We start from the raw sequence: 21,853 nt of genomic DNA, 5'->3' as shown, positions 1-21,853 counted from the left end.
TAGTAACGTCCTGTTCCGGATTAATGTGAGAATAATACAGTGTTTTATTGTGTGAGCCAATGCCCGAGAGAGCAATGAGAGTGGCGATAGGGTCTGGCGGACGTGCTTTGGCAATGGGATGAAATGAAACCAGACAGAGCGATGTTATCTTTATGAAATCCCATTAGATACGGACGTTTTTCGTGTCTCGTATCAGAATTATGGTATAATCCACCGCTTAGAAAATTTAACTTGGTGTGACGCGCATCACATCTTGAATAACTGTATTATCCTTGTTCACCGAAGAACATTTTGACCGGAGCACCATTTTGCATTTTAAAGATCTTGGATTAGACCAGCGCCTGCTGAAGAAGTTACATCATCTGGCGTTCGATAAACCAACTGAAATTCAACGAACTGCTATCCCTGTAGCAATTCTTGGCAAAGATGTCTTAGCCTCGTCGAAAACGGGCTCCGGTAAAACTCTGGCATTTCTGCTTCCGGCCATGCAGCGCATGTACCGCAGTAAGCCGTTTTCCAAACGCGATCCACGCGTGGTGGTGCTGACACCGACTCGCGAGCTGGCCAAGCAAGTGTTTGCCCAACTGCGGACACTGAATGCGGGTACCCCGTATGATGGTGCGCTGATTGTTGGTGGGGAAAACTTCAACGATCAAGTCAAAGAGTTACGTAAAGACCCGATGTTTGTGGTTGCCACACCGGGGCGTTTGGCAGATCATCTGGAGCATCGCAGTACTTTCCTTGATGGCCTGGAAATGCTGATCCTGGATGAAGCCGACCGTATGCTGGATCTGGGCTTTGAGGCGCAGCTACGCCGTATTCATGAAGCCGCCAGCCACCGCCGTCGCCAGACCATGATGTTTTCGGCGACGCTGGACCATACCGATGTGCTGGATATTGCATCAGATATGCTCAATGCGCCAAAACGCATCTCGATTGGGCACGGAGCAGAAGAGCATACCGACATCACCCAGCGTTTTCTGCTGTGTGATCACCTGGATCATAAGCAGGCGTTGCTGGATAAATTGCTGGAAACCGAAAGTTATAATCAGGTCATTATCTTTACCGCGACTCGTGAAGATACTGAGCGTCTGACGACCATGCTCAATGAGCGAAAACTTAAGGCGGTTGCTCTGAGTGGCAACATGACGCAAACCCAGCGTAACAGCATCATGAGCCAGTTTGAGCGGGATTGTCATAAAATCCTGGTGACGACGGATGTTGCCTCGCGTGGGCTGGATATCGATCGCGTTTCTCATGTGATTAACTTCGATATGCCGAAGCATGCCGAGGAGTACGTGCACCGGATTGGTCGAACCGGCCGTGCCGGTAACAAAGGGGATGCGATTTCCCTGGTTGGCCCGAAAGACTGGCGGAGCTTTAAGAATGTTGAGGCTTTCTTGCAGCAGTCGATTACCTTCAGTGTGATCGAAGGGTTGGAAGGCAAGTTTAAAGGGTTGAAGCCTGCACCGAAATATAAGAAAAAGCCGGTGAAAAAGAAACCAACGGCGAAACCTGCGGCACAGAAGCAAGCGGCGGCCAAAGTAACCAAACAACGTGATAAGCGTTTCTATAATAACGTAGCGGTGGGTGAAAATGTCTTTATGCCGAAGAAGCGGAAACCAGTAGAGCCTTCTGCAGAAGATTAAGTTTCACGAATAGCCTGATGAGTAAAAAATGCCAGTCACTTGACTGGCATTTTTGTGTGTGCGGCTCTCCGCTGATAACGATTGTACAATGAAGGTTTGGTCGCTAGGCGTGGCTGGCTTCCAGCGCTTTCACCAGTACTTTCATAAACCGGGCGGCTTCACCTCCGGTACAGGCGCGGTGGTCAAAGGTCATACACAGCGGCATGGTTTTCACCGAAACCGGTTGATTGTTGCGCAGCACCAGTTTTTCCATGATTCGACCGGCACCGACAATGGCCACTTGTGGTGGCGTAACCACTGGGGTGGCGAAAATGCCGGCGATCGCCCCGAAGTTGGTCAGGGTAATCGTAGCGTGTTGCAGCTGATCGCGGCCGATTTTTCGCTCCCGGATCCCGGTGACGGTTTCATTGACCCACTTGCGAATGCTGTCGGCATTATATTCACCGGCTTGGCGGAGCACCGGGACATACAGGCCATGCGGGCTGTCCACAGCCAAGCCAAGGTTCACGGTGCTGTGAACGCAGCGGGTCATAGTTTCGGCGTCAAACCAGGCGTTGAGTGCAGGCTCTTGTTGGCAAGCTTCAATAATCGCCATCACCAGGCGGCTGGTGATATCTTCGCCGTCATGCCAGTGCTCGAGGTTGGCCTCTTCCGTGATTGTCACGGCTGCAACATGCTGGTGGGATTCCGCCATGGTGCTGACCATGGTCCGGCGTGCGCCTTTGATCACTTCAGTTCCTGGAAGTTGCTGATCGCAAGCGTTATAAACATCAGAATCTAAGATGACCCCTGACGGTCCACTGCCTTTTACTTTCTGTAGATCGACGCCAAGTTTCTGTGCCAGCAGACGGGCCGAAGGCATGGCGGTTAGCGCTTCGGATGGGCGTTCCGTTTGTTGTGTTGCACTGCCAACCCAGTATTCGTCGACATTCACATGATGGCTGTTGTTAGACACACTACCGACGACCGTGGCGGCATCCGCTTTTTTCGCGCTTTTCTGATTTTGCGCTGCCGACTCATTGTCTTCAATTTCAAGCAGCAGGCTGCCGATGCTGATCACATCGCCCTCATCGCCGAAACGGCTGATAATTTTGCCGCTGTAAGGGGCGGGAACATCGACGGTGGCTTTGGCTGTTTCGACGGTGAGCATTACCTGGTCGACTTCGACGGTATCGCCAACGTTGACATGCCATTCAATAATTTCTGATTCTGCCAGGCCTTCTCCGAGATCAGGCAAAGTAAATGACTTCATTTCCATCCCTCCACGAGCGCAGTTGCTGCCTCAATAATATCTTCTTCCTGGATCATGAAATAATCTTCGTTCCGGTAATAGGGCATGACGGTATCCATCCCGGTGACCCGTTTCGGCGGCGCTTTGAGCAAGCACATGGCATGCTCGGCAGCCCGGGCCAGAATTTCTGCACCGACACCGTTGGTCTGGCACGCTTCATGGACGACTAAGAGTCGGCCGGTTCGCTCAAGGGATTTGTAAATCGTCGCCATATCCAGTGGTTTAATGCTGGCAACATCAATCACTTCCGCCTCAATCCCGAGCCGGGATAAGCTCGCCGCTGCCTGGAGGGATTCAACAACACAGGCCCCCCAGGTGACCAGCGTCAGGTCTCGCCCTTTACGCAAGGTGAAACAGGTATCAAGCGGCAGGGCTGTGCCGTCGTCTTCGACGTTTGACTTGACGGTTCGGTAGATACGCTTGGGTTCGAAGAACATCACAGGGTCGTTGCTGCGGATCGCGCCCAGCAACAGGCCGTATGCACGTTGCGGTGAAGACGGTACGACGACCCGCAGCCCGGGGATATGGGCAAACAGCGCTTCAATACTTTCAGAGTGATGCTCCGGCGCATGGATCCCGCCACCAAACGGGGCGCGGAAGACGGCTGGGCAGGTCAGGCGGCCACGGGTCCGGTTTCTCATCCGGGCGGCATGACACATCAGATGCTCCATCGCCGGGAAGACAAAGCCCTGGAACTGAAACTCTGCAACCGGGCGCAATCCCTGCGTGGCCATGCCGACGGCGACGCCACCAATGAGTGCTTCAGCCAAAGGGGAGTCGATCACCCGTTTGCACCCGAACTTTTCTTTCAGCCCGACTGTTGCCCGGAATACGCCACCGTTATCACCAACATCCTCACCTAGTACCACAACGTCAGGGTTGTGGGTCATCTCATGGTGCAGTGCCAAGTTTACCGATTCTAATAGGGTCAATTCAGCCATGGCGCCCTCCGTGCATTCGCATTGCTTTATTGATCAGTTGATCCCGCTGCTGATGGAGATCGTTATCAAGCGATTCAAACAGATAGTCAAATGCTGATTCCGGTGCTTGTGGTGGCAGGGATTCATATCGTTTCACGGCCTGTTCGACTACCTCACGGCAGTGTGCAGTCCAGTTTTCTTCTTCTTGTTCAGACCACCAGCCCTGGCTAATCAGAAATTTCTTCAGTCGTGCAATTGGCTCATAAGCCCAGGCTTGTTGCAGCTCATCTTCACTGCGGTAACGGCTGGCGTCATCAGCCGTGGTGTGATCACTGAGTCGGTAGCTAATGGCTTCGATTAATGTCGCTCCTTTACCTTTACGCGCTTTATCCAGGCTTTTCAGGACGGCGTCATACATAGCGATGACATCATTACCGTCAACCGTGAGCCCTTGAATTCCGGCCCCCTGGGCTTTATCGGATAAAAATTCAGCACCGCACTGAATCGTGCGCGGTACGGAAATGGCCCATTGGTTGTTGTTAATGACAAACACCAGTGGAATGTTCCAGACACCCGCGCAGTTCAGGGATTCGAGAAAATCACCTTTCGACGTGGCGCCATCGCCGCAGGTCACCAGCGCGGCCTGGTGTTTGCCCTGGATTTTCAGGGCTGCTGCAACACCGACGGCATGAGTGCATTGGGTGGCGATCGGGACACAGAACGGCAGATCCCGACTTGGCTGACCATCTTCGGTCATGAAGTCACTGCCGCGTTCATCACCGCCCCAGTACTGGAGGTTTTTTTCCATGCCGATCCCGCGTACCCACATGGAGGGCATATCCCGATAGTAGGGGATAAACACATCGTCAGGTTTTAGGGCTCGCCCGACGGCAATGCCAATCGCTTCAGCACCTAAATGTGACGGATAGGTTCCCAGTTTCCCGGTTCTTTGTAGCGCAATTGCTTTGTTATCGTAGACGCGGGTCATCACCATATCCTGGTAAAACCCTGTCAATATTGACTGATCAGCCCATGCAGGCAGTTGATCGATGAGACGACCCTGATGATCAATATACCGATGCATCGGTAAGGCCTGAACATTCATTCCAAGCTCCTTCTGTTGCTGCCTCGGAAGAGGCGGACAGCAAATCAATAAAATTGGCTATACCTGTATCACAGAGCCCGATAAGGGAGGCTCAAACCAGTCTGCTTGACGTAAGTCTTGGTATAACCAAGTAATAATAATTGTAATCAAGATGTTAAATTTTCGCCTCGAGCAGTCAACAATAAAGGAGTAAAGGAATAATTACAGCGAAAAACACTGCTAATTTTAATTAAACAGGGGAATGTATTAAAATCTTGCGGCCGGGTGATCGCCTGGTAATATTTCCCGCCGGATTCAGGTGAAATGGCGTAACCTCGTAAATGTCTTATTGTTAAGACGTCTGCCACATTCACTCATTGAGATGGAGTGGGTCGCTCATACTTAGATAGCATTTCGGGATTCAGATGCTTTTGTGGTGCGCGATGAAATTAATAAGCAGTTTTTTGTTGTTTTTTGTAGCGGCCTGCACTTCGCAGGAGACAGTGACTGATTTAGCCGGACAGAAAAAAAGCTTCATCGAGAAGCAGTGTTATGCTGCTTCAGTTGATAATCTGTCCAGGACATTTCAGGCTTTCATGAGTGAGCGGCAGCAAGAATTGAAGACCCTGCGGCCCGAGCTGACGTCAGATAATTATGATCAGTTGAATTATGCCCTCGAGCATTTTTCGACTTATTGGTCTCAGCTCCGAAACGAGCGCGACCATGCGTGCGAGTTGCATGCGCAATGTGAATATATCTGGTTGAAAAATCATGATCGGAAACCATTTGACCAGGATTATTGCGCCGGAACGGGGTTTGAGTACAGTGTCAGCCGGGCAAAAATGATCAACTTCTTCAGTGATATTGAACGCTTACAGCTCCAGCGCGAACCGCAATAGCCTTTGGCGAATCTATAGCGTGGCGTCGGCGTGGCTTCCTGCATTGATAATGATATATTTCGGTGCTGTGCAATTCGAATGATACTATTGAGGATACTTGGTATCTTATGCCGTCTTTTGATGTATTTTCGGATTTCCCATGAAAATTTTTTCTGTCTCTTGCCCCCACTGCCAGCAGCCTGCAACAAATTCTGTTCAGGCTTTGTCGAATACCATCAAGTGCGAGCACTGTAGCCGCCCGGTACTGGATGGTAAGCCGGTAGAGGCTGATAGCAAAAACTTCGAGTGTCTGATTCAAAGTCCAAAACCTGTTGTGGTCACATTCTGGGGGCACAACTGTGCGCCATGCCGTACCTTTAAGCCGATTGTAGAGAAGGTTGCGGCAGAGCGGCAGAAGTCGCTTCGTTTTGTTCGGTTGAATGTGCAGCAGAATCAGGCGTTGGCAACCCGGTACAAAGTCAGAGGCGTACCGACGGTGATGGTGTTTAAAAAAGGAAGAGTGCAAGCTGCTTTGCCGACGGCACTGAAGAAGAAAGAATTCGGGCAATGGCTTGACGAAGTCCTCGAACGATAAAGGGATCAGCCTGCATCGTCAGGAACAAGCCGCTTGGCCTATCTTTGAAAGGCAGGCTTTAACTCTGATTTGCCGGGGCAATGGTTTCATAAATTGTCCATCTACAGGTGCTACTGTTATTACAGACAAGTTGGAAAGCACCTGTTAGAAAATAGATGATATTCAAATAGCTACAAATAGTGTTATGGTGTTCATAACGATTTCGTTCAACTCATTTGAAGATAAGGAGGAAATTATGGCGACCAGCCGTAAAATTAGTAAGGAGCGTTTGGCGCTTAAAATGTCCCTGGCCGGCACTGTTTTGCTGGCAAGTTTAGGGATTGGCTATGGATTGTATGTCGGATCCAGTGCTATTTTACTCGACGGCATGTTTTCATTTCTGAGTATGGGTATGACAGGGTTGAGCCTGTATACCGCCTACCTGGTTTCAAGGCCTGACGATCGACAATTCCAATTTGGCTACGCGCACATTGAGCCGTTAATCAATGTCGTCAATGGCTTGCTCATTCTGGTTACTTGCTTGTTTGCTTTTATCAGTGGTGTGCAAACCATTGTCAACGGAGGTCATGACATTGTTCTGGAGCATGCGCTCGTGTACGCCGTGCTATCGACCGTCTGCTGTTTTACTATTTATGCGGTTGAAATCCGAATTGCGCACAAAGAAGCGTCGGAACTGGTTCGGGTCGATTCACAGGAATGGCTGGTGGACGGTATTCTGAGTGCGGCGATTTTGGTGGGTTTTCTGCTGGTGATGCTGTTTGATCATTTAGGTTACTCCCGTTGGAACGCGTATGTCGACCCTATTCTGGTCTCGACGCTGGCAATTGCGGCGTCGGTCTTACCGATTAAAGTGCTGAAACGGAATTTGCGCGAAGTGCTCTTGGTGGCGCCGCAGGACACGACGCAACAACGCGTTGATCGGGTGATTGAGCGCCTGTCTCGTCAATTTCACTTCGATGGCTATACCCATCATTTTGCCAAGTCTGGTCGTCAATATGATCTGGAGGTGAATATTTTAGTCAAAAATGATGCCTATTGGACCACGAAGCGTCAGGATTATATCCGTCAATTGCTGTGGGAAGAGTTGTCCGACGATTTGGGGGACACCTGGCTATCTGTCACCTTTACCGGCCAGGAGCGTTGGCTGTAACCTTCAGGCCGGCTTCACCCGAAGCCGGCTGATTCTACTTATCTTTTGGATTAGATATTCTAATCAGTTAGGCAAAGAAAAATCACCTATGTTTTACTAGCGATTTGGTGACTATTTGCACAAAATATACGTGCTAGCTTTAATAACAAACCGGACATGAAATAGGACTTTTTTAGTAACTTATGCTACTGAAATTTGACTATTTTTACCTTGGTTTCGGGATTTGGCTCGCAAGTATCACTGGCACGATGTAGTTACAGTCTTTTTTTAACATTTCGCTAACCATTTCGTGCAAAAAACGATCAGCTGGGGTATCTTATCGGCAGTCTAAAAATTGCTTCTATCCAAGAGGCAATCTTTAGGCCTGAATACCCCTTATATCACGATATTACCTGGCGGCAGTATCGGTTCATTCAGTCTAAGGTTGTTAAAGGTTCGTTATGGAAACTCTGCTAGTCATTGCCTTCATTATTGGTGCTGCTTTTATCATCGTCAAAGAGAAAAAGTGCACGAAAGGTATCGACTATTCCCGAGACGCTCTTTAAGCAACGAAGGCGCCTTCATGGCGCCTTTGTTTTACTCACTGATACCGTGAAAAAACACCACATTCTGGTAATAGGTGTCAAATAGTCATTTTCTTCCGGCTGCACCATCAATTGTCTGGCTCGGACAAATGGGTGATGTTGTCACTTCGCTTCGATCTCTTTCCTTTTTGTCGAACTATATGGGATTCATGTTTTATAAATTTACCAAGTCGTGATCTGACTCGAAAGCGATCGTTCGCCTGCTGCTTGTTAACTACCTTATTAATGAATATGGTTGTATATCAAAGGATTGATAAAATATCCATACAGTTAAGCGCGTCATGATCTGAACCATGGCTCAGGTGAAAGGATAAATTTGAAAACATGATTATCGGTCATCGCAACAATGCACCAGGGAAGGACACCCCGAAGCGAAAGCCGCTCGGGCGGCAAACAATTTTGTCTTTCGGGTTTATTCTCGGGATTGCATGCCTGCTTTCGTTGCTCAGTGTCCCTGTCGCTCAGCTTTACTTGTCCTACCGGATCGGCGCTGATTCTGATGAGCTCCTGAATACATATTCCATGCGTCTCGAACAGTTACCCGGGTTACTGACAAGCCTATCTCATGATTTTCAATTTGATTGCGGTGTAGCCGATCAGGCGAAGTTGGATAGCGTTGCTTATCGTAATTTTGTGATTAAGCGGATTTCACTGAGCACCAATCATGGCGGGGAGTGCAGCAGCTATCGTGGTTCATTGGAGGATATGCAGCTGATGCCGCTCCTGAGCAAGCTTTCTCCGCAGGTCTCTTTGTGGGTCTCAAGTGAGACGCCGGACGGAACTTTGCTTGCAGCGAAGTGGCAGGGAGCACAGGGGCAGTTGACGGTCTACCTTGAGCCGTTGGTCTCGGAATCATTAAAGAATAAGTACTGTCAGAACTGTGTACTCAGTGTGTTGACCTCGGTTGATAATCCGACAGTTGCGTATTGGCGAGGGGATAGTGGTTTGTTAAATGAACAGCCGCTCTTTCGTTCATTGATCCTGGATGGGCTGCAAGTCAATACTTTTATTCATCCGCGACTGATGGCGCAATACAAGGCGGAGTTTTGGTTGCCACTGTTTCTTTTGGGAGCCGCATTCGCTGCAATTTCTCTCTCGTTGTATCGGGTTTACCGGCGCAGAAGTGTCTCACTGCATGCCTTGATTGAGCGGGGATTGGCGAAGCAGGAATTTGTGCCTTATTACCAACCCATTGTAGATGTCTCGACGAATACCTTATATGGCTGCGAAATGTTGGCGCGATGGCAGCGTCCCGGCCAAGCTGTTGTACCACCGATGGAATTTATTCCCTATGTTGAAAAGAGTGGCCAGATATTACCAATCACGGAGCAGTTGATCGAAAAGGCTGTTGGCGAGATGAGTAAGCTGAATTGGCAGAGGACCAAGCAGGTGATTAGTATCAATGTGGTGCCGGATCAATTGGAGAGCCTGGAGGTGATGGAAAAATCGCTGGCACTGCTGGCTCACTCCGAAATCACTCCGGAGCAGATCGCCTTTGAAGTGACAGAACGTAAGCAATTTACCAATCTCACCATGGCATCCGATGTGATTGAGCAACTTCGCCGGCGTGGCATTGATGTCAAGCTTGATGATGCCGGAACTGGTTATGGCGGATTTAGCTATATCCAGCAACTCAATATCCGCAGCCTGAAAATCGATAAGATGTTTGTCGATAATATCGGCACTGAGGAACTCAAGTTGTCACTTCTGGACTCGATTATCGCTTTCGGCCGTGAGGCCGGGATGGAGATGATCGCGGAAGGGGTAGAAACCGAGCAGCAATCTCGTTACCTAGCGTCGCAAGGTGTGTATCTTCAGCAAGGCTATTATTTCGGCAAGCCAATGATTTTTAAAGATTTCGCCTATTTTTGCAAAGGGATTTCCTCATCGCCGCGTGGAGAGACGCTCTCGGCCTGCCTGGCGTAAGCAGGCGCGAGAAAAATCATTGCTATGATGTTGGCATACCAAAGCGAGGGATGTCACTGATGGAGAGGCAGATGTATCAATCATCTGCCGAACCAATAGGAACTGTTAGGAATTTTGCTCCTGCCAAGACAGAGATAGTTGGTGGATCTGCTGCTGGGTATCTTGCCACATGCGCGTTTTGATCAAGTCTGAATACTCACCAGTCGGTTTTTTACACAGGGCCTGGAGCTGTGGTACTTGCGTCTGTGGCAAGCCGTCCAGCGCCTGAATCGCCCCTTCACGGTTATTACACAGCATCACCATGTCGCAACCCGCTTCCTGAGCGGCGATCGCTCGTTCGCTGTAACTTCCCAGTACATCGGCACCTTTCATATTCAAATCATCCGAGAAGATGATGCCGCCGAAATTGAGCTCCTGGCGAAGGACTTGTTTCAGCCAGTAAGCAGAGCCGCTGGCAGGCTGGTCGTCGTACGCGTCAAACACAACGTGGGCCGGCATCATGGCATCCAGAAGACCATCCTGAATGAGCTGGCGGAAAACCACCATATCATGCGTCATGATGTTCGTGCGGGGATCGACCGGTGTTTCCAGGTGTGAGTCGGCAATGACACCACCATGGCCGGGAAAGTGTTTCCCGGTGGTTGCCATGCCGGCTTGTTTCATCCCCCGGATGAATTGGCTGGCATATTGGATCACCTGCTGTGGGTCCTCAGAAAAGGCACGATCGCCAATGGCTTTACAGTCAAAACCCAAGTCCAGGACCGGTGCCAGGCTTAGATCAATATCCATCGCCAATAGCTCGGCGGCCATCAGCCAACCCCCCCGGTGGGCGAGTTCGATTCCATCGGACTGCGATGCGAAGGCTTTGGCCGGTGGCAGGGGGGTAAAGCCGTCACGGAAACGTTGTACCCGACCGCCTTCCTGATCGACGGCAATGAGGAGCGGACGTTTTGCCGTGTTGCGAATATCCCGGACCAACGCCCTGAGTTGTTGGCGGTCGTGGTAGTTGCGGGCAAAAAAGATGATTCCGCCAACGGTTGGGTGCTGAATAATATCACGCTCCTCGGCATCAAGCTCATAGCCGGTGACATCAAGCATTAGTGGTCCCATGAACACTCCGTGATTATCTACTGAACAACCCAGCTTATCTGGTTGTTCTTTGTCATAAAGAAACCGGGCTAACTTACCATAGTGGGTTGCAGCCAGCCTATTGGAATCGCAAATTCTTCGACTGGATCGCAAGTCTTACATTCATTTTTGTTGATACCAGTAAACAGACTGTTGATAGGAGGTGGCTCTCATTTATACTGAGGCGATAAGGTGTTGGTCTGAAATCTGCCTTATTTGTGACATATTTCACTTTTTGGTGTTTTTTATAATTCATATTTCACCATAAGTGTGATCTGAATCCCTATTGTGGTGTGGGAAGTTAATTAAACTGTTTCCTAACAGTGCTAATGAGAGATTTTGACATGTCAGTATTGGTCGCGATTGCTATCACAACGGGGATTCTGTCCGGGATCTGGGGTTGGGTTGCCGTATCTTTGGGCCTACTGAGCTGGGCAGGCTTTTTGGGGTGTACCACTTATTTTGCATCCCCGAAGGACGGACTGAAAGGCTTAGGACTTAGTGTGGCCACGAATATGAGTGGTGTCTTCTGGGCGATGGTGATTATTCATTTATCGACCATGGCGAGCCTGGAAATCCTCGGCTACGTAATTACGGCTGTGGTTGCCTTCCTGATGTGTGTACAGGCACAAAAGGCCTGGCTGAGCTTTATTCCTGGTACCTTTATTGGCTCCTGTGCAACGTTTGCTGCAGGGGGGGACTGGCAACTCGTCGTGCCGTCTCTGATCCTGGGCGCGGTGTTTGGTTATTGTATGAAGGCCTCTGGCTTGTGGGTACATAAGGTCGTGGCTCAGCCAAAGACAAATGCAGTGCCGGAAATGGATTAAACGACAGTCTAGCCAGTGTGAATAGTGAAAAGCCGCATCCAGTGCGGCTTTTGCGTCTCTGTCAGCCAGGTCATTTGCTGGCCGAATTTGCTCTTGAACTGCAATCCCCCTTCATCCTGAGTTGTGTTCTCGCGGAAGCTGTACTGCAACTATTCGGTTTAGCCCACACAGGGGACGAAAATTCCCTGAAATTGTTCTGTGAGTGATATAGCCATCTGATCCCTCATTGGTTTCGGAAGCAGGACACACACCCGGTAATCCTGCTGCACCCACTGGTTGACCTGATTGACCAGCGCCTCGGGTTTGTAGGTATCCCGCTCGGCATCCCGGCGGCATAACTCAATAAATGCCGGAGGGCTGTCTTGTGGGTAGAGGACATACTCTGCCTGCTGCATCAGGCGAAGTGCCTTCAGGCTGAGTAGTTCAGGATCTGCGCCCGTCTCGATAACATAGACATTGCCACCGACAGGGTTGGGTTGTTCAAGCAGAGCCGAAAAGGCCGCCTCCAGCTGCGCCGGGGTTGTAGCTGTTTCGACAGCGGGCAATCTGAAAAATCGTTCCCAGAATTTGCGCCGTTCATCGACGGTGTTGAAATATTCTTTGATTCGTTGGCGCTGCTGCCCGGAATACTTGGCCAGCAGGCTGAGGTTTTGCGGCAGTTGGGTTTCCAGCTTTTCTCGGATCATGCGTACCAGCACCGGGGAAGCACCACCGCTGGAAATCGCCACTTGGATTGGCGACCGATCAACCATCGCCGGGGTAATGAAATGGCAGTGCTGTGGGTCATCGACAACATTGGTCCAGATCCCGAGTGCTTCCGCATCTTTGAAGATCTGATGGTTCAGCGTTGGATCATTCGTGGTGGCCCAGACTTGATGAAACCCTACGATCACACCTTTCTGGTATGGCTGCTGTTGCCACGCAATCTTGCCCCCCGCCACCAGGCTTTCCAGATAAGGATGTATTTTCGGCGAAACCAGTGTGATATCGGCGCCGGCCTGATAAAGCAAATCGATTTTTCGGCATGCGACCTCTCCGCCGCCGATGACAATGACCTTTCGATCGCTCAGTTTTAAAAATACGGGGAAGAAGTCCATGGCCTGTGTTTCCTTGATGTTGAATTGACGTTTCGCAACTGCTGATTAAATGACTGAAATGACCATGCTAGCAATACTTATCCGGCAGATGAAATGTTTTGAAACACCTTTGTCCTGAAACCCTGCCTTTTAGCGGTGCGTTATTCAGCTTTCGTTAAATGCACAATGCTAGCTTTATCAATCTCTTATATTTATTCCACAGGCTGTACTCACTTCGACGTCAGTTTTCACCGGAAATTCATGACATTCATATGGTCAATTCAATGAAAAGAAAAAGCACAATCGCAGCACTTATCAGCGCCAGCTTGCTGGTGGGTTGCGGCGAGACAACATCAGGCACCTCCGCGCCTGTTGGCCCCGTTGTAGCGACTCAAGGGGTGTCGCTGATCGATTATCAGCGTGGCCGACAATTTGTGGGTCGTACAGAAGCAATTGAAGATGTGGCAATTACGGCTCAGGTATCCGGGTATGTGCAGGCTCGCTATTTTACCGAAGGGGAGATGGTTGAGAAGGGGCAGCTGTTGTACCAGATTGACCCTTCCGCCTATGAAGCGAAAGTTGCCAGTGCGGCCGCAGCAATTGCCCAGGCAGAAGCCAGCCTCAAGCGGGCCGAGCTGGATTGGCAACGGGCAAAGGGATTGTTACCCAAGGGGAGTATTAGCCAATCAGAGTATGACAAAGCAACGGCGGATAAGCTCAATGCGGATGCGCAGTTAAAAGCGGCGAAAGCACAGTTGAAGTCGGCAGAAATTGATTTGTCATTTACCCGTGTGGTTGCGCCATTCAGCGGGCGGATCAGCGACAGTCAGGTGAGCATCGGTGATCTGGTCTCTCCGGCTTCTGGCGTATTGACGACATTAGTGAGTCTCGATCCCATGCAAACGACGTTCAATGTGAGTGAGCGTCACCGTTTAAACCTGGGGCTTGATGCTTTAAGCGGCAGCGGTGAAGGCCGAGAGAGTGTTGAAGTCGTCCTGACCTTGAACAATGGTGAGGAATATGCCCACCCGGGAACGGTGGATTTTATCGGGAACCGGATTGATCTGGATACCGGGACCATCGCGGTCCGTGCAAAATTTGCCAACCCGGAACAACAGTTGCTGCCGGGCCAGCACGTTCAGGTGTTGCTGCGTGAGAAGACGCCGGTGAAAGTGCCGGTGATCCCGCGTCGTGCCGTACAAAGTGATCTCGAAGGTGATTTTGTGATGGTGCTGACGGATGGAAAAATCGCAGAGCGTCGCAATGTCGTGCTGGGTGCCCAAACCGAGCATGGTGTGATTGTCCGTGAAGGCGTGAAGCCAGGAGATGTGGTTCTGACCAAGGGACTGCAGCGGGTTCGAAATGGCATGACGGTTCGTCTTGAGCAGACACAAGCGTAAGGGGACATCATGCTGAGTCGATTTTTTATCCAGCGTCCGAAATTCGCGCTGGTGCTGTCCATCATTCTGACCCTTGCCGGTGCAATTGCGCTGGTGAACCTGCCAATCGCGGAATATCCCAAGATTAGTCCACCTTCAGTCAGTGTGACGGCTTATTATTCGGGCGCAAGTGCCGAGGTTGTTGAAGAGGCGGTTGCCGATCCGATCGAAGCGTCGGTCAATGGCGTGGAAGGGATGATCTACATGTCTTCCAAGAGTGCCAATGATGGTTCCTATAACCTGAATGTGACCTTCGATGTCGATGTGGATCCGGACGTGGCGCAGGTGAACGTTCAGAACCGGGTTTCTCAGATAGAATCCAAGCTGCCGGAAGAAGTTCGTATGGTCGGCGTCACGGTGAAAAAACGCTCGCCGGACTTGCTGATGGTGCTGAACTTCTATTCTCCAGATGGTAAGTATGATGATCAGTTCCTGATCAACTACATCAACCTGAATGTCAAAGATCAACTGGCCCGGGTCAACGGGATCAGTGAAGTGAATGTGATCGGTGGCGGTGAGTACGCGATGCGAGTCTGGCTGGACCCGGAGCGGATGGCGAACCTGGGCCTGACAACCTCGGATATTAATCGGGCACTGGCGGAGCAGAACGTTCAGGTTGCTGCCGGTAAAGTCGGAGGGCCACCGTTTAACAATGTTCAGGAAGTTCAGTTCAGCCTCGTCACCAAGGGGCGTCTGGAATCCGTTCAGGAGTTTGAGAACATTGTGGTTCGTGCGAACTCAGACGGAAGTGTGGTTTACCTCAAAGATGTAGCCCGTGTGGAATTGGGTAAGAAGTTCTATGACGGTAACGGTAAATTCCGCGGTCAGCCAGCTTCGATTGTCGCGCTGTCACTACAATCAGATGCCAACGCACTGGAAAGCGGTGAAGCCGTTATGGCGCTGCTGGAGAAGCTGAAAGTCAATATGCCGGATGGCATGGCCTATGAAACCAGCTACGACACAACCTTATTTGTTGCCGAATCGATTAAAGGGGTGGTGAAGACCCTGATTGAAGCCATCTTACTGGTGATCGCGGTGACGTACCTGTTTCTGGGCAGCGCACGCTCGACCTTAATCCCGGTCGTCGCGATCCCTGTCTCTTTGGTTGGTACCTTTGCCTTCATGCTGATGACTGGTTTTACCATCAATACCGTGACTTTGTTTGGTCTGATCCTGGCGATTGGTATTGTGGTGGATGATGCGATTTTGGTGATCGAAAATGTTGATACCAATATGCAGCGCGATCCGAGCCTGACGCCACGCAAGGCGACTTTGATTGCGATGAAAGAAGTCACCGGACCGATTATCACCTCAACCTTGGTTCTGCTGGCGGTGTTCCTGCCGGTGGCAATGTTGCCGGGGATCACCGGGATCATGTATCGTCAGTTTGCGTTAACCATCTGTATTTCAGTGGTGATTTCATCAATTAACGCCCTGACATTGTCTCCGGCGCTGTGTTCGCTGGTGCTCAAGCAAGGAGGGCAAAATACCTCCCGCTGGTTCCAGAGCTTTAACAAGGCATTTGACGACATTACAGTGAAATACGGCGCACTGGCTGGCTTCCTGGTGCGAAAAGCGAGTGTGCTGTTGTTGGTCTTTGTGGCGGCATTGGCGGCGGTTGGATATCTGTCGAAGACGACGTCAACGGCTTTTGTACCTCAGGAAGACAAAGGCATTATGCTGGTGAATGTTCAGTTACCGGATGCGGCATCGCTGTCGCGAACTGAGCAAACGACCCTGAAACTGGAGCAGATGATTGCCGATGAGCCGGCGGTGGAAGGGGTGACGGTTGCCAATGGTTACGCATTCCTGACTGGCGCAGCTGCTTCCAACGGGGCCTCAATGTTTGTGAAACTTAAAGATTGGGAAGCTCGCCAGGCGCTGGAAGGGGATCATTCTTCGTTCGCAATTACGCAACGTATTAATGCTCGTGCAGCGGTGGAAGTACCGGAAGCGATCGTCTTTGCCATGGGACCGCCGGCGGTTCCCGGCATGGGACCGGCCTCGGGGTTTGAATTCGTGCTGGAAGACAGTCTGGGCCGTGACCGGACCGAGCTGGCGAAGGTGATGAATGAGCTGATCCAAAAGGCGAATGCGCAGCCTGAGATCCAGTATACCTTCAGCATGTTCCGGGCCAATGTGCCGCATTTCTATGTGGACGTGGATCGGGTCAAAGCCAAGCAGCTGGGGATCCCGCTGACAGAGATTTTCCAGACGCTACAGGGTAACCTGGGTTCGATGTACATCAATGATTTTACGATGTTCGGCAAGAACTTCCGGGTGACCGTTCAGGCTGACAGCCAGTATCGCAGCGATTTGGATTCGCTGGAGCGTTTTCATGTTCGCTCTGCCGGCGGCAAGATGATCCCGCTCAGCACCCTGGTGTCAGTGGAGCAGGTCTTCGAGCCGGATGTTGCATGGCGTTACAATATGTATCGCGCGGCGATCATTCAAGGCAGCCCGGCACCGGGTTACGCCAGTGGTGATGCGATTGCAGCGATGGAGCGGGTTGCGGCAGAAGTCTTACCCCAGGGTTATCAGTATGAGTGGACCGGCATGGCTTATCAGGAAGTTGCCGCGGGGAATCAGGCAATTTACGCGTTCGCACTTGCCCTGATCTTTATCTACCTGTTCATGGTGGCGCAATATGAAAGCTGGGGGATCCCACTGGCGATTATTCTGGTGGTGCCAGTGGCAACCTTGGGGTCGTTCCTGGCTTTGGCTGCCACCGGAACACCGCTGAATTTGTATGCTCAGATTGGTCTGGTATTGTTGATAGCACTGGCGGCGAAGAATGCCATCCTGATTGTGGAATTCGCCAAGAATGAGCGCGAAGAGCAAGATCTATCGATTGATAAGGCATCCGTACGCGGCGGGATCCTGCGATTCCGTGCGGTTAACATGACATCCTGGTCGTTCATACTGGGAGTTCTGCCACTGGTCTTTGCCTCTGGAGCGGGTCACATCAGTCAGAACTCGCTGGGTGTGTCACTTACCGGGGGGCTGTTGTGCGTGTTGCTGGCAGGGACTTTGCTGATCCCCGGCTTCTACGCTTTTGTTCAGCGTCGGCGGGAAAAATTTCATGGTGGCTCGACAAAACTCGAAGTACTCGATGAGGTGTGACCACTTGTCATAACGATCTAGGGCTCCGAACGGAGCCCTTATTCATGGGGGAAGCCTTGCATTAGCGCGCTTGTGTTTTTCGTCGCCACCAGGCAACCAGCGACATCATGGTCAGCGAGAGCGTCGGTACCAGTCCGCCACTTGAGCCCGATGTGTTTGATTTGGCGACCACTTCATCTTCTTTCACTAAGGTAAAGGGGTCATGCTGAAAGTTCGGGGTTGGGAGATCACTGAGAGTCAGACCTGTTTCCTGTTCAATCCAGTCCCTATATTGACTCAGCTCGGTATACAGCCCGTTACTCTGACCGCTCTCCAATCCCTGGTATTTCTCCTGGCAGGCCGGGCCATTACTGGTCACCCCGACAACCCGCAGGCCGAAATCTGAATCGCTGATGCGATCCGGGTTTTGCCAAATCAGGGGTCCGCCGGAGTCACCGGCACAGACATCTTTTTTGATTTCCGGGTTGTTTGAATCGGCACAAACAAAGTGGGAGTTGGCTGTCGTCACGTAGCCGGAGTCGCACTGGTCATCGGGGATCCCGCCGAGTTTAACAACTTGCAGTTCATCGGGCTGGATAAAATCCGGTGCAACCTTGCCCCAGCCGGAAGCGATCAGATCGCCTGTTGAATAGGCGGTGGCGCTCCAGGTATTGTTAAAGCTGCTATCGGCTTGCGTTTGCTCGGTGAGGGTCGCGATTTGAATTGGGGTTGCGACATCGCTCATAGAGCGGTTGACGCGGATCAGGGCGATATCGTGATCTAAACCACCTTCTGTGAATAAAGAGTCCTGATAATCGGGATGCTCAATCTTTTGAACAATCGTAAATTGATAATTGCTATTAACCGTATTGGCTTGCCCGGCAGGAATGGTGTCGACGCCGGCCACCAAGATATCATCGAGAAATGCATGTGGCATGACACAATGTGCGGCCGTTACGGCCCAGTATTCACTAATGACAACAGCGCCGCAGCCAGCCACAACAGTGCCATCACCCAGATCCAGGCTTAAAATGGCGGCTTGCCAGGGCAGTAAGCGTTCCGCGAGCAGGGCAGCGGTTTCACCGTTCAGGACTTTAGGCTGGACGGATGGACTTGTTTGCTCCGCGAAGGGTTCCGCGGCAGATAGTGGTGAAGCCAGGGAGAGTGCCGCTAACAGCGGGAATGTTAACGTTTTATTTTTGTCCATAAAGGAATCTCTTCAACACGGAATATGCGCTTTTATGTATATTTGAGTTATAGTCGGAAAATCTGGTAAGAGAAACATGTTCCCTGAAAATACAAGATCACCAGTGCAAGAATACCATGAGTGATCCCCAAGCGTATCCGTTTTGACTGTCCTGCTGAAAGTCTGGGGTATTCAACGTAAGGCTCGCGACAGCCCCCCAGTCTGGCAGCAAATAGGCGCCACCAAACTGCAGGCTTGCTTGCCAGGGCTCGAGAGTTGTTGGGGGAATTGGCACTTGATGGCTGTGGCGGGTGCCTTCGATCGTCAGGTCTGTGAACTGGCGACGTCCTTCCAGGCCCATGAACAGGAATTGGTCGGGGCTGTGAGAAACCCGCATACCGGGGTTGAAGCCATGTCCGGACTCAAAGGTAATGCTGCCGCTCGGGCTGTTCAGGTCAGTACCGAGTCGCGCGATCAGGCCGGCGGCAACTTCGGTTTGATAGTTTCCGATGCTCACCCGGCCGGTATAGCTCAGATCGTAACGAACGATGGAGAGTCGTCTGTCCGAGGTTTGATCTTCCAGGTGATGTCTTGTCTGTGAATGGTTCAGCTGGCCATGAAGAAACCGCCGATTGCTCTGGTAGCTCAGGGTGAATACCGGTTGATTGTCAATTTGATAATCCCAGCCTTGGGGCTGTTCTGAGCCAATCAGATTGTGGGTCACACTCTGTCCTTCCTTGGCAAGCGCATGCGGGCCAAGGGTTCCCACCATGACTTGCAGGGTATCTGACCTTGTCATAGAGAATTGATAGAGCGCAGCCTCGACAAACAGTAATCCGGCATAAGGCCGCTCGCCAGCAAGCGGGACATCACTGGACAGGGTTGCGGGGGTCCAGATTTGGTAACCGAGCCGAGCGCTCCAGCCTTTCAGGCTTTGATCATCAAAGAGCAGACGATTGGACAGCAGCGCGTCAGCTCCGTAAGCCAGGGCCGAGGGTAGCCGTTGCTGGAAAGCGCTGCTGGCAGGGGTGTGGTAACTGGCAAAGAAACCATGGGTATAGTTCTTGTCCGCTCCGAGTATGCCGTCATTATCCAAAGTAACGGACACACTGCCCGAGTTGCCAGCAAAAGTCACAGGTGATAAAAGGAGCATGTGAGTGATAAATACAACACGAAGCATAAAGTTTTTCCAGTGAAAGGAACGCACTATGTCGGTAACAATCTTACCCTCTCCCCTGGTCACGGCGACGTGGCTGTTCGAGCATTTAGATCAGTCTGATCTTGTTGTCCTTGATGCCAGCTGGTTTCTTCCAGGAACCGACCGGGATCCTGTGCAGGAATGGAAAGCTAAGCGTATTCCCGACGCACGTTATTTTGATTTCGATACCAAAATTGCGGATCCAGATTCCGATCTGCCACATATGCTGCCCAATGAAAACCAATTTTCTCAGGCCGTATCAGAGCTGGGGATCGCGCAGCATGCCACCATTGTAGTGTATGACAGCCAGGGCGTGTTCTCAGCCCCCAGAGTGTGGTGGATGTTTCGCGCGATGGGACACAATAGCGTTGCCGTGCTGGATGGTGGTTTACCCGGTTGGGAAGCCGCCGGATATCCGCTCGAGTCTGGTGAGCCCGTGGCACCGCAACCTGCAACTTTTCGGGCGGTGTATCAGCCTGAGTGGGTGATCGATGCGGATACTCTACACCAACAACTTGAGGAGCAGGGATGTCAGGTGCTCGATGCACGCCCAGCGGCCCGGTTCTACGGCACGCAGCCAGAACCAAGGGCAGGGATCCGCTGCGGTCATATGCCTCAGGCCAAAAGTCTGCCATTTACTCAGCTCGTGAAAGCGGGTTATTTTCTCGACGTTGAGCTGTTGCGGCAACGGTTTGATGCTCTCAGCGATCAAGAGCAGCAGCTGATTTTTACCTGTGGTTCGGGGGTGACTGCCTGTACCCTGGCGCTGGCAGCTGAGTTGGCGGGCCGGAAGCGGTTGACGGTGTACGACGGCTCGTGGAGTGAGTGGGGAAGCGGATTGAAATATCCGGTTGTTCAGAGCGGCGATTGATGAGAAAACAGACAGGCCAGCAAAAGCTGGCCTGTCTGTTCTGTTGGTCAGTTAATTACTGCTGATGGACAGCAATATAACCGCGTTGGTCAATGACGGTCTGACCTTTATCTGAGGTTACAAAATTGATGAAGTCTTTGGCTGCGGGTTTAATTTTCTGTGCTTTGTAGAGCATCATGAATGGGCGCGAAATCTTGTATTTGCCGGATTCAAGATTTTCCAGGGTCGGGGTTACGCCATCGAATGCAAGCGGTTTGACGGAATCATCGATCGATCCCAGTGACATGTAGCCAATGGCATGAACATTCCGCGAAACCAGGCTCTTGACCATGCCGTTGGTGTTTACGACAAGCACCTGAGGATTGATGTCAGATACCGTCTGACCAGCGATCTGTTGTGTCAGTCCCATGAAATCTTCGAAAGAAAAACGGGAACCTGATGCACTTTCCCGGCTGACGACAGCCATTTGCAGGTCCGGCCCCCCAACCTGGTTCCAGTTGGTAATTTCACCATGATAAATCTGAGAGACTTGCTCCCGAGTGAGGTTCTGAACCGGGTTGTTTTTGTTCACTACCAGTGCAATGCCGTCATGCGCGATGGTTACGGTGGTGACATCCGGGTTGATCTCCGCAGCTTTCAGGTATCGGGAGCTCATGCCGATGTCAGCAGCATCTTTTTTTACCGCGGCAATACCGGCCGAAGACCCTACGCCCTGCACAGCAATGAAAGTATCTTGATGTGTATTAGAATAAGTTTCAGCCAGTACCTCCACGACATGGGTGACAGAGGTCGAGCCAGTCACCGTCACGGTCTGCTTGGCTTGGACATGAAATGCAAGGCTGGCGAAAATGGCGCAAAGGGTAGTTGCCCTGGTCAACATTATGTTTCTCCAAAATAAACCAGTAAAAGACCCGCATAGCTTATGACGAAAACATGACAATAATGTGAA

17 protein-coding genes are annotated in these 21,853 nt (G+C 51.2%); 9 read left to right on the top strand and 8 right to left on the bottom strand.

Annotation, left to right across the window (positions count from 1 at the left end; translation table 11 throughout):
- The first annotated feature begins 308 nt into the window (after positions 1-308).
- Positions 309-1,649, top strand: a complete 1,341-nt coding sequence (locus tag NNL38_RS24290) for a DEAD/DEAH box helicase (protein WP_255391448.1) — start codon at positions 309-311, stop codon at positions 1,647-1,649.
- 103 nt (positions 1,650-1,752) lie between these two features.
- On the opposite strand, the gene NNL38_RS24285 is transcribed toward NNL38_RS24290, so the two are convergent.
- Genes NNL38_RS24285 through pdhA form a run of 3 tightly spaced genes read right to left on the bottom strand, consistent with a single transcriptional unit; the run spans position 1,753 to position 4,965 of the window.
- The gene (locus NNL38_RS24285) at positions 1,753-2,901 is read right to left on the bottom strand and encodes a dihydrolipoamide acetyltransferase family protein (RefSeq protein ID WP_255391447.1); all 1,149 of its coding nucleotides are present in this window, start codon (positions 2,899-2,901) and stop codon (positions 1,753-1,755) included.
- Positions 2,898-3,881 carry an alpha-ketoacid dehydrogenase subunit beta gene (locus tag NNL38_RS24280; RefSeq protein WP_255391446.1) on the bottom strand — a complete coding sequence of 328 codons (984 nt, stop codon included), beginning with the start codon at positions 3,879-3,881 and terminating at the stop codon, positions 2,898-2,900. Before NNL38_RS24280 ends, NNL38_RS24285 begins: the two co-directional genes overlap by 4 nt.
- On the bottom strand, positions 3,874-4,965 hold the full coding sequence (gene pdhA, locus NNL38_RS24275; RefSeq protein WP_255391445.1) for a pyruvate dehydrogenase (acetyl-transferring) E1 component subunit alpha: 1,092 nt from the start codon (positions 4,963-4,965) through the stop codon (positions 3,874-3,876). Before pdhA ends, NNL38_RS24280 begins: the two co-directional genes overlap by 8 nt.
- 404 nt (positions 4,966-5,369) lie before the next feature.
- Here pdhA and NNL38_RS24270 point away from each other — a divergent pair, with 404 nt between their 5' ends.
- The 4 genes from NNL38_RS24270 to NNL38_RS24255 all read left to right on the top strand — a co-directional run bounded on the left by NNL38_RS24270 (position 5,370) and on the right by NNL38_RS24255 (position 10,077).
- Complete coding sequence (locus NNL38_RS24270; RefSeq protein WP_255391444.1) at positions 5,370-5,843, top strand: hypothetical protein; 474 nt, start codon at positions 5,370-5,372, stop codon at positions 5,841-5,843.
- A 139-nt stretch (positions 5,844-5,982) separates the two neighbouring features.
- Entirely contained in the window at positions 5,983-6,417 is a 435-nt protein-coding gene (trxC, locus tag NNL38_RS24265; RefSeq protein WP_255391443.1) for a thioredoxin TrxC, read from the top strand.
- Positions 6,418-6,652: 235 nt separating this feature from the next.
- The gene (locus NNL38_RS24260) at positions 6,653-7,567 is read left to right on the top strand and encodes a cation diffusion facilitator family transporter (protein ID WP_255391442.1); all 915 of its coding nucleotides are present in this window, start codon (positions 6,653-6,655) and stop codon (positions 7,565-7,567) included.
- Positions 7,568-8,475: 908 nt separating this feature from the next.
- The gene (locus tag NNL38_RS24255) at positions 8,476-10,077 is read left to right on the top strand and encodes an EAL domain-containing protein (RefSeq protein WP_255391440.1); all 1,602 of its coding nucleotides are present in this window, start codon (positions 8,476-8,478) and stop codon (positions 10,075-10,077) included.
- 105 nt (positions 10,078-10,182) lie between these two features.
- Here NNL38_RS24255 and nagZ read toward each other — a convergent pair whose 3' ends face one another.
- Positions 10,183-11,187 carry a beta-N-acetylhexosaminidase gene (gene nagZ / locus NNL38_RS24250; RefSeq protein ID WP_255391439.1) on the bottom strand — a complete coding sequence of 335 codons (1,005 nt, stop codon included), beginning with the start codon at positions 11,185-11,187 and terminating at the stop codon, positions 10,183-10,185.
- A gap of 362 nt (positions 11,188-11,549) precedes the next feature.
- Between nagZ and NNL38_RS24245 the strand changes: the two genes are divergently transcribed.
- Positions 11,550-12,032: a DUF1097 domain-containing protein gene (locus NNL38_RS24245; protein WP_255391438.1), complete on the top strand. Its 483-nt coding sequence runs from the start codon at positions 11,550-11,552 to the stop codon at positions 12,030-12,032.
- A 158-nt stretch (positions 12,033-12,190) separates the two neighbouring features.
- On the opposite strand, the gene NNL38_RS24240 is transcribed toward NNL38_RS24245, so the two are convergent.
- The gene (locus tag NNL38_RS24240) at positions 12,191-13,129 is read right to left on the bottom strand and encodes a precorrin-2 dehydrogenase/sirohydrochlorin ferrochelatase family protein (protein ID WP_255391437.1); all 939 of its coding nucleotides are present in this window, start codon (positions 13,127-13,129) and stop codon (positions 12,191-12,193) included.
- 263 nt (positions 13,130-13,392) lie between these two features.
- Between NNL38_RS24240 and NNL38_RS24235 the strand changes: the two genes are divergently transcribed.
- Together NNL38_RS24235 and NNL38_RS24230 are read left to right on the top strand one after the other, a co-directional pair.
- On the top strand, positions 13,393-14,508 hold the full coding sequence (locus NNL38_RS24235) for an efflux RND transporter periplasmic adaptor subunit (RefSeq protein WP_255391436.1): 1,116 nt from the start codon (positions 13,393-13,395) through the stop codon (positions 14,506-14,508).
- Positions 14,509-14,517: 9 nt separating this feature from the next.
- A complete protein-coding gene (locus NNL38_RS24230; protein ID WP_255391435.1) occupies positions 14,518-17,670 on the top strand; it encodes an efflux RND transporter permease subunit in 3,153 nt (1,050 codons plus the stop codon).
- A 61-nt stretch (positions 17,671-17,731) separates the two neighbouring features.
- Here NNL38_RS24230 and NNL38_RS24225 read toward each other — a convergent pair whose 3' ends face one another.
- On the bottom strand, positions 17,732-18,856 hold the full coding sequence (locus NNL38_RS24225; RefSeq protein WP_255391434.1) for a S1 family peptidase: 1,125 nt from the start codon (positions 18,854-18,856) through the stop codon (positions 17,732-17,734).
- Between the two features lie 97 nt (positions 18,857-18,953).
- On the bottom strand, positions 18,954-20,015 hold the full coding sequence (locus tag NNL38_RS24220; RefSeq protein WP_255391433.1) for a lipid A deacylase LpxR family protein: 1,062 nt from the start codon (positions 20,013-20,015) through the stop codon (positions 18,954-18,956).
- A gap of 28 nt (positions 20,016-20,043) precedes the next feature.
- Between NNL38_RS24220 and NNL38_RS24215 the strand changes: the two genes are divergently transcribed.
- Positions 20,044-20,904 (top strand): sulfurtransferase, encoded by an 861-nt coding sequence (locus tag NNL38_RS24215; protein ID WP_255391432.1) that lies wholly within the window; start codon positions 20,044-20,046, stop codon positions 20,902-20,904.
- A gap of 55 nt (positions 20,905-20,959) precedes the next feature.
- On the opposite strand, the gene NNL38_RS24210 is transcribed toward NNL38_RS24215, so the two are convergent.
- Positions 20,960-21,784, bottom strand: coding sequence for a phosphate ABC transporter substrate-binding protein (locus NNL38_RS24210; RefSeq protein ID WP_255391431.1), 825 nt, complete (start codon positions 21,782-21,784; stop codon positions 20,960-20,962).
- Positions 21,785-21,853 lie beyond the last annotated feature (69 nt).

This window comes from Photobacterium atrarenae, from assembly GCF_024380015.1.
In the GTDB taxonomy this organism is placed as follows: domain Bacteria; phylum Pseudomonadota; class Gammaproteobacteria; order Enterobacterales; family Vibrionaceae; genus Photobacterium; species Photobacterium atrarenae.
This window is presented reverse-complemented; position numbering and strand designations above follow the sequence as displayed.

Coding starts and splice junctions, on each gene's coding strand:
- NNL38_RS24245 (WP_255391438.1), top strand. CDS start 11,550: ATGTCAGTATTGGTCGCGATTGCTATCACAACGGGGATTCTGTCCGGG.
- NNL38_RS24230 (WP_255391435.1), top strand. CDS start 14,518: ATGCTGAGTCGATTTTTTATCCAGCGTCCGAAATTCGCGCTGGTGCTG.
- NNL38_RS24235 (WP_255391436.1), top strand. CDS start 13,393: ATGAAAAGAAAAAGCACAATCGCAGCACTTATCAGCGCCAGCTTGCTG.
- NNL38_RS24225 (WP_255391434.1), bottom strand. CDS start 18,856: ATGGACAAAAATAAAACGTTAACATTCCCGCTGTTAGCGGCACTCTCC.
- NNL38_RS24280 (WP_255391446.1), bottom strand. CDS start 3,881: ATGGCTGAATTGACCCTATTAGAATCGGTAAACTTGGCACTGCACCAT.
- pdhA (WP_255391445.1), bottom strand. CDS start 4,965: ATGAATGTTCAGGCCTTACCGATGCATCGGTATATTGATCATCAGGGT.
- trxC (WP_255391443.1), top strand. CDS start 5,983: ATGAAAATTTTTTCTGTCTCTTGCCCCCACTGCCAGCAGCCTGCAACA.
- NNL38_RS24220 (WP_255391433.1), bottom strand. CDS start 20,015: ATGCTTCGTGTTGTATTTATCACTCACATGCTCCTTTTATCACCTGTG.
- NNL38_RS24215 (WP_255391432.1), top strand. CDS start 20,044: ATGTCGGTAACAATCTTACCCTCTCCCCTGGTCACGGCGACGTGGCTG.
- NNL38_RS24255 (WP_255391440.1), top strand. CDS start 8,476: ATGATTATCGGTCATCGCAACAATGCACCAGGGAAGGACACCCCGAAG.
- NNL38_RS24260 (WP_255391442.1), top strand. CDS start 6,653: ATGGCGACCAGCCGTAAAATTAGTAAGGAGCGTTTGGCGCTTAAAATG.
- nagZ (WP_255391439.1), bottom strand. CDS start 11,187: ATGGGACCACTAATGCTTGATGTCACCGGCTATGAGCTTGATGCCGAG.
- NNL38_RS24285 (WP_255391447.1), bottom strand. CDS start 2,901: ATGAAGTCATTTACTTTGCCTGATCTCGGAGAAGGCCTGGCAGAATCA.
- NNL38_RS24240 (WP_255391437.1), bottom strand. CDS start 13,129: ATGGACTTCTTCCCCGTATTTTTAAAACTGAGCGATCGAAAGGTCATT.
- NNL38_RS24270 (WP_255391444.1), top strand. CDS start 5,370: ATGCTTTTGTGGTGCGCGATGAAATTAATAAGCAGTTTTTTGTTGTTT.
- NNL38_RS24210 (WP_255391431.1), bottom strand. CDS start 21,784: ATGTTGACCAGGGCAACTACCCTTTGCGCCATTTTCGCCAGCCTTGCA.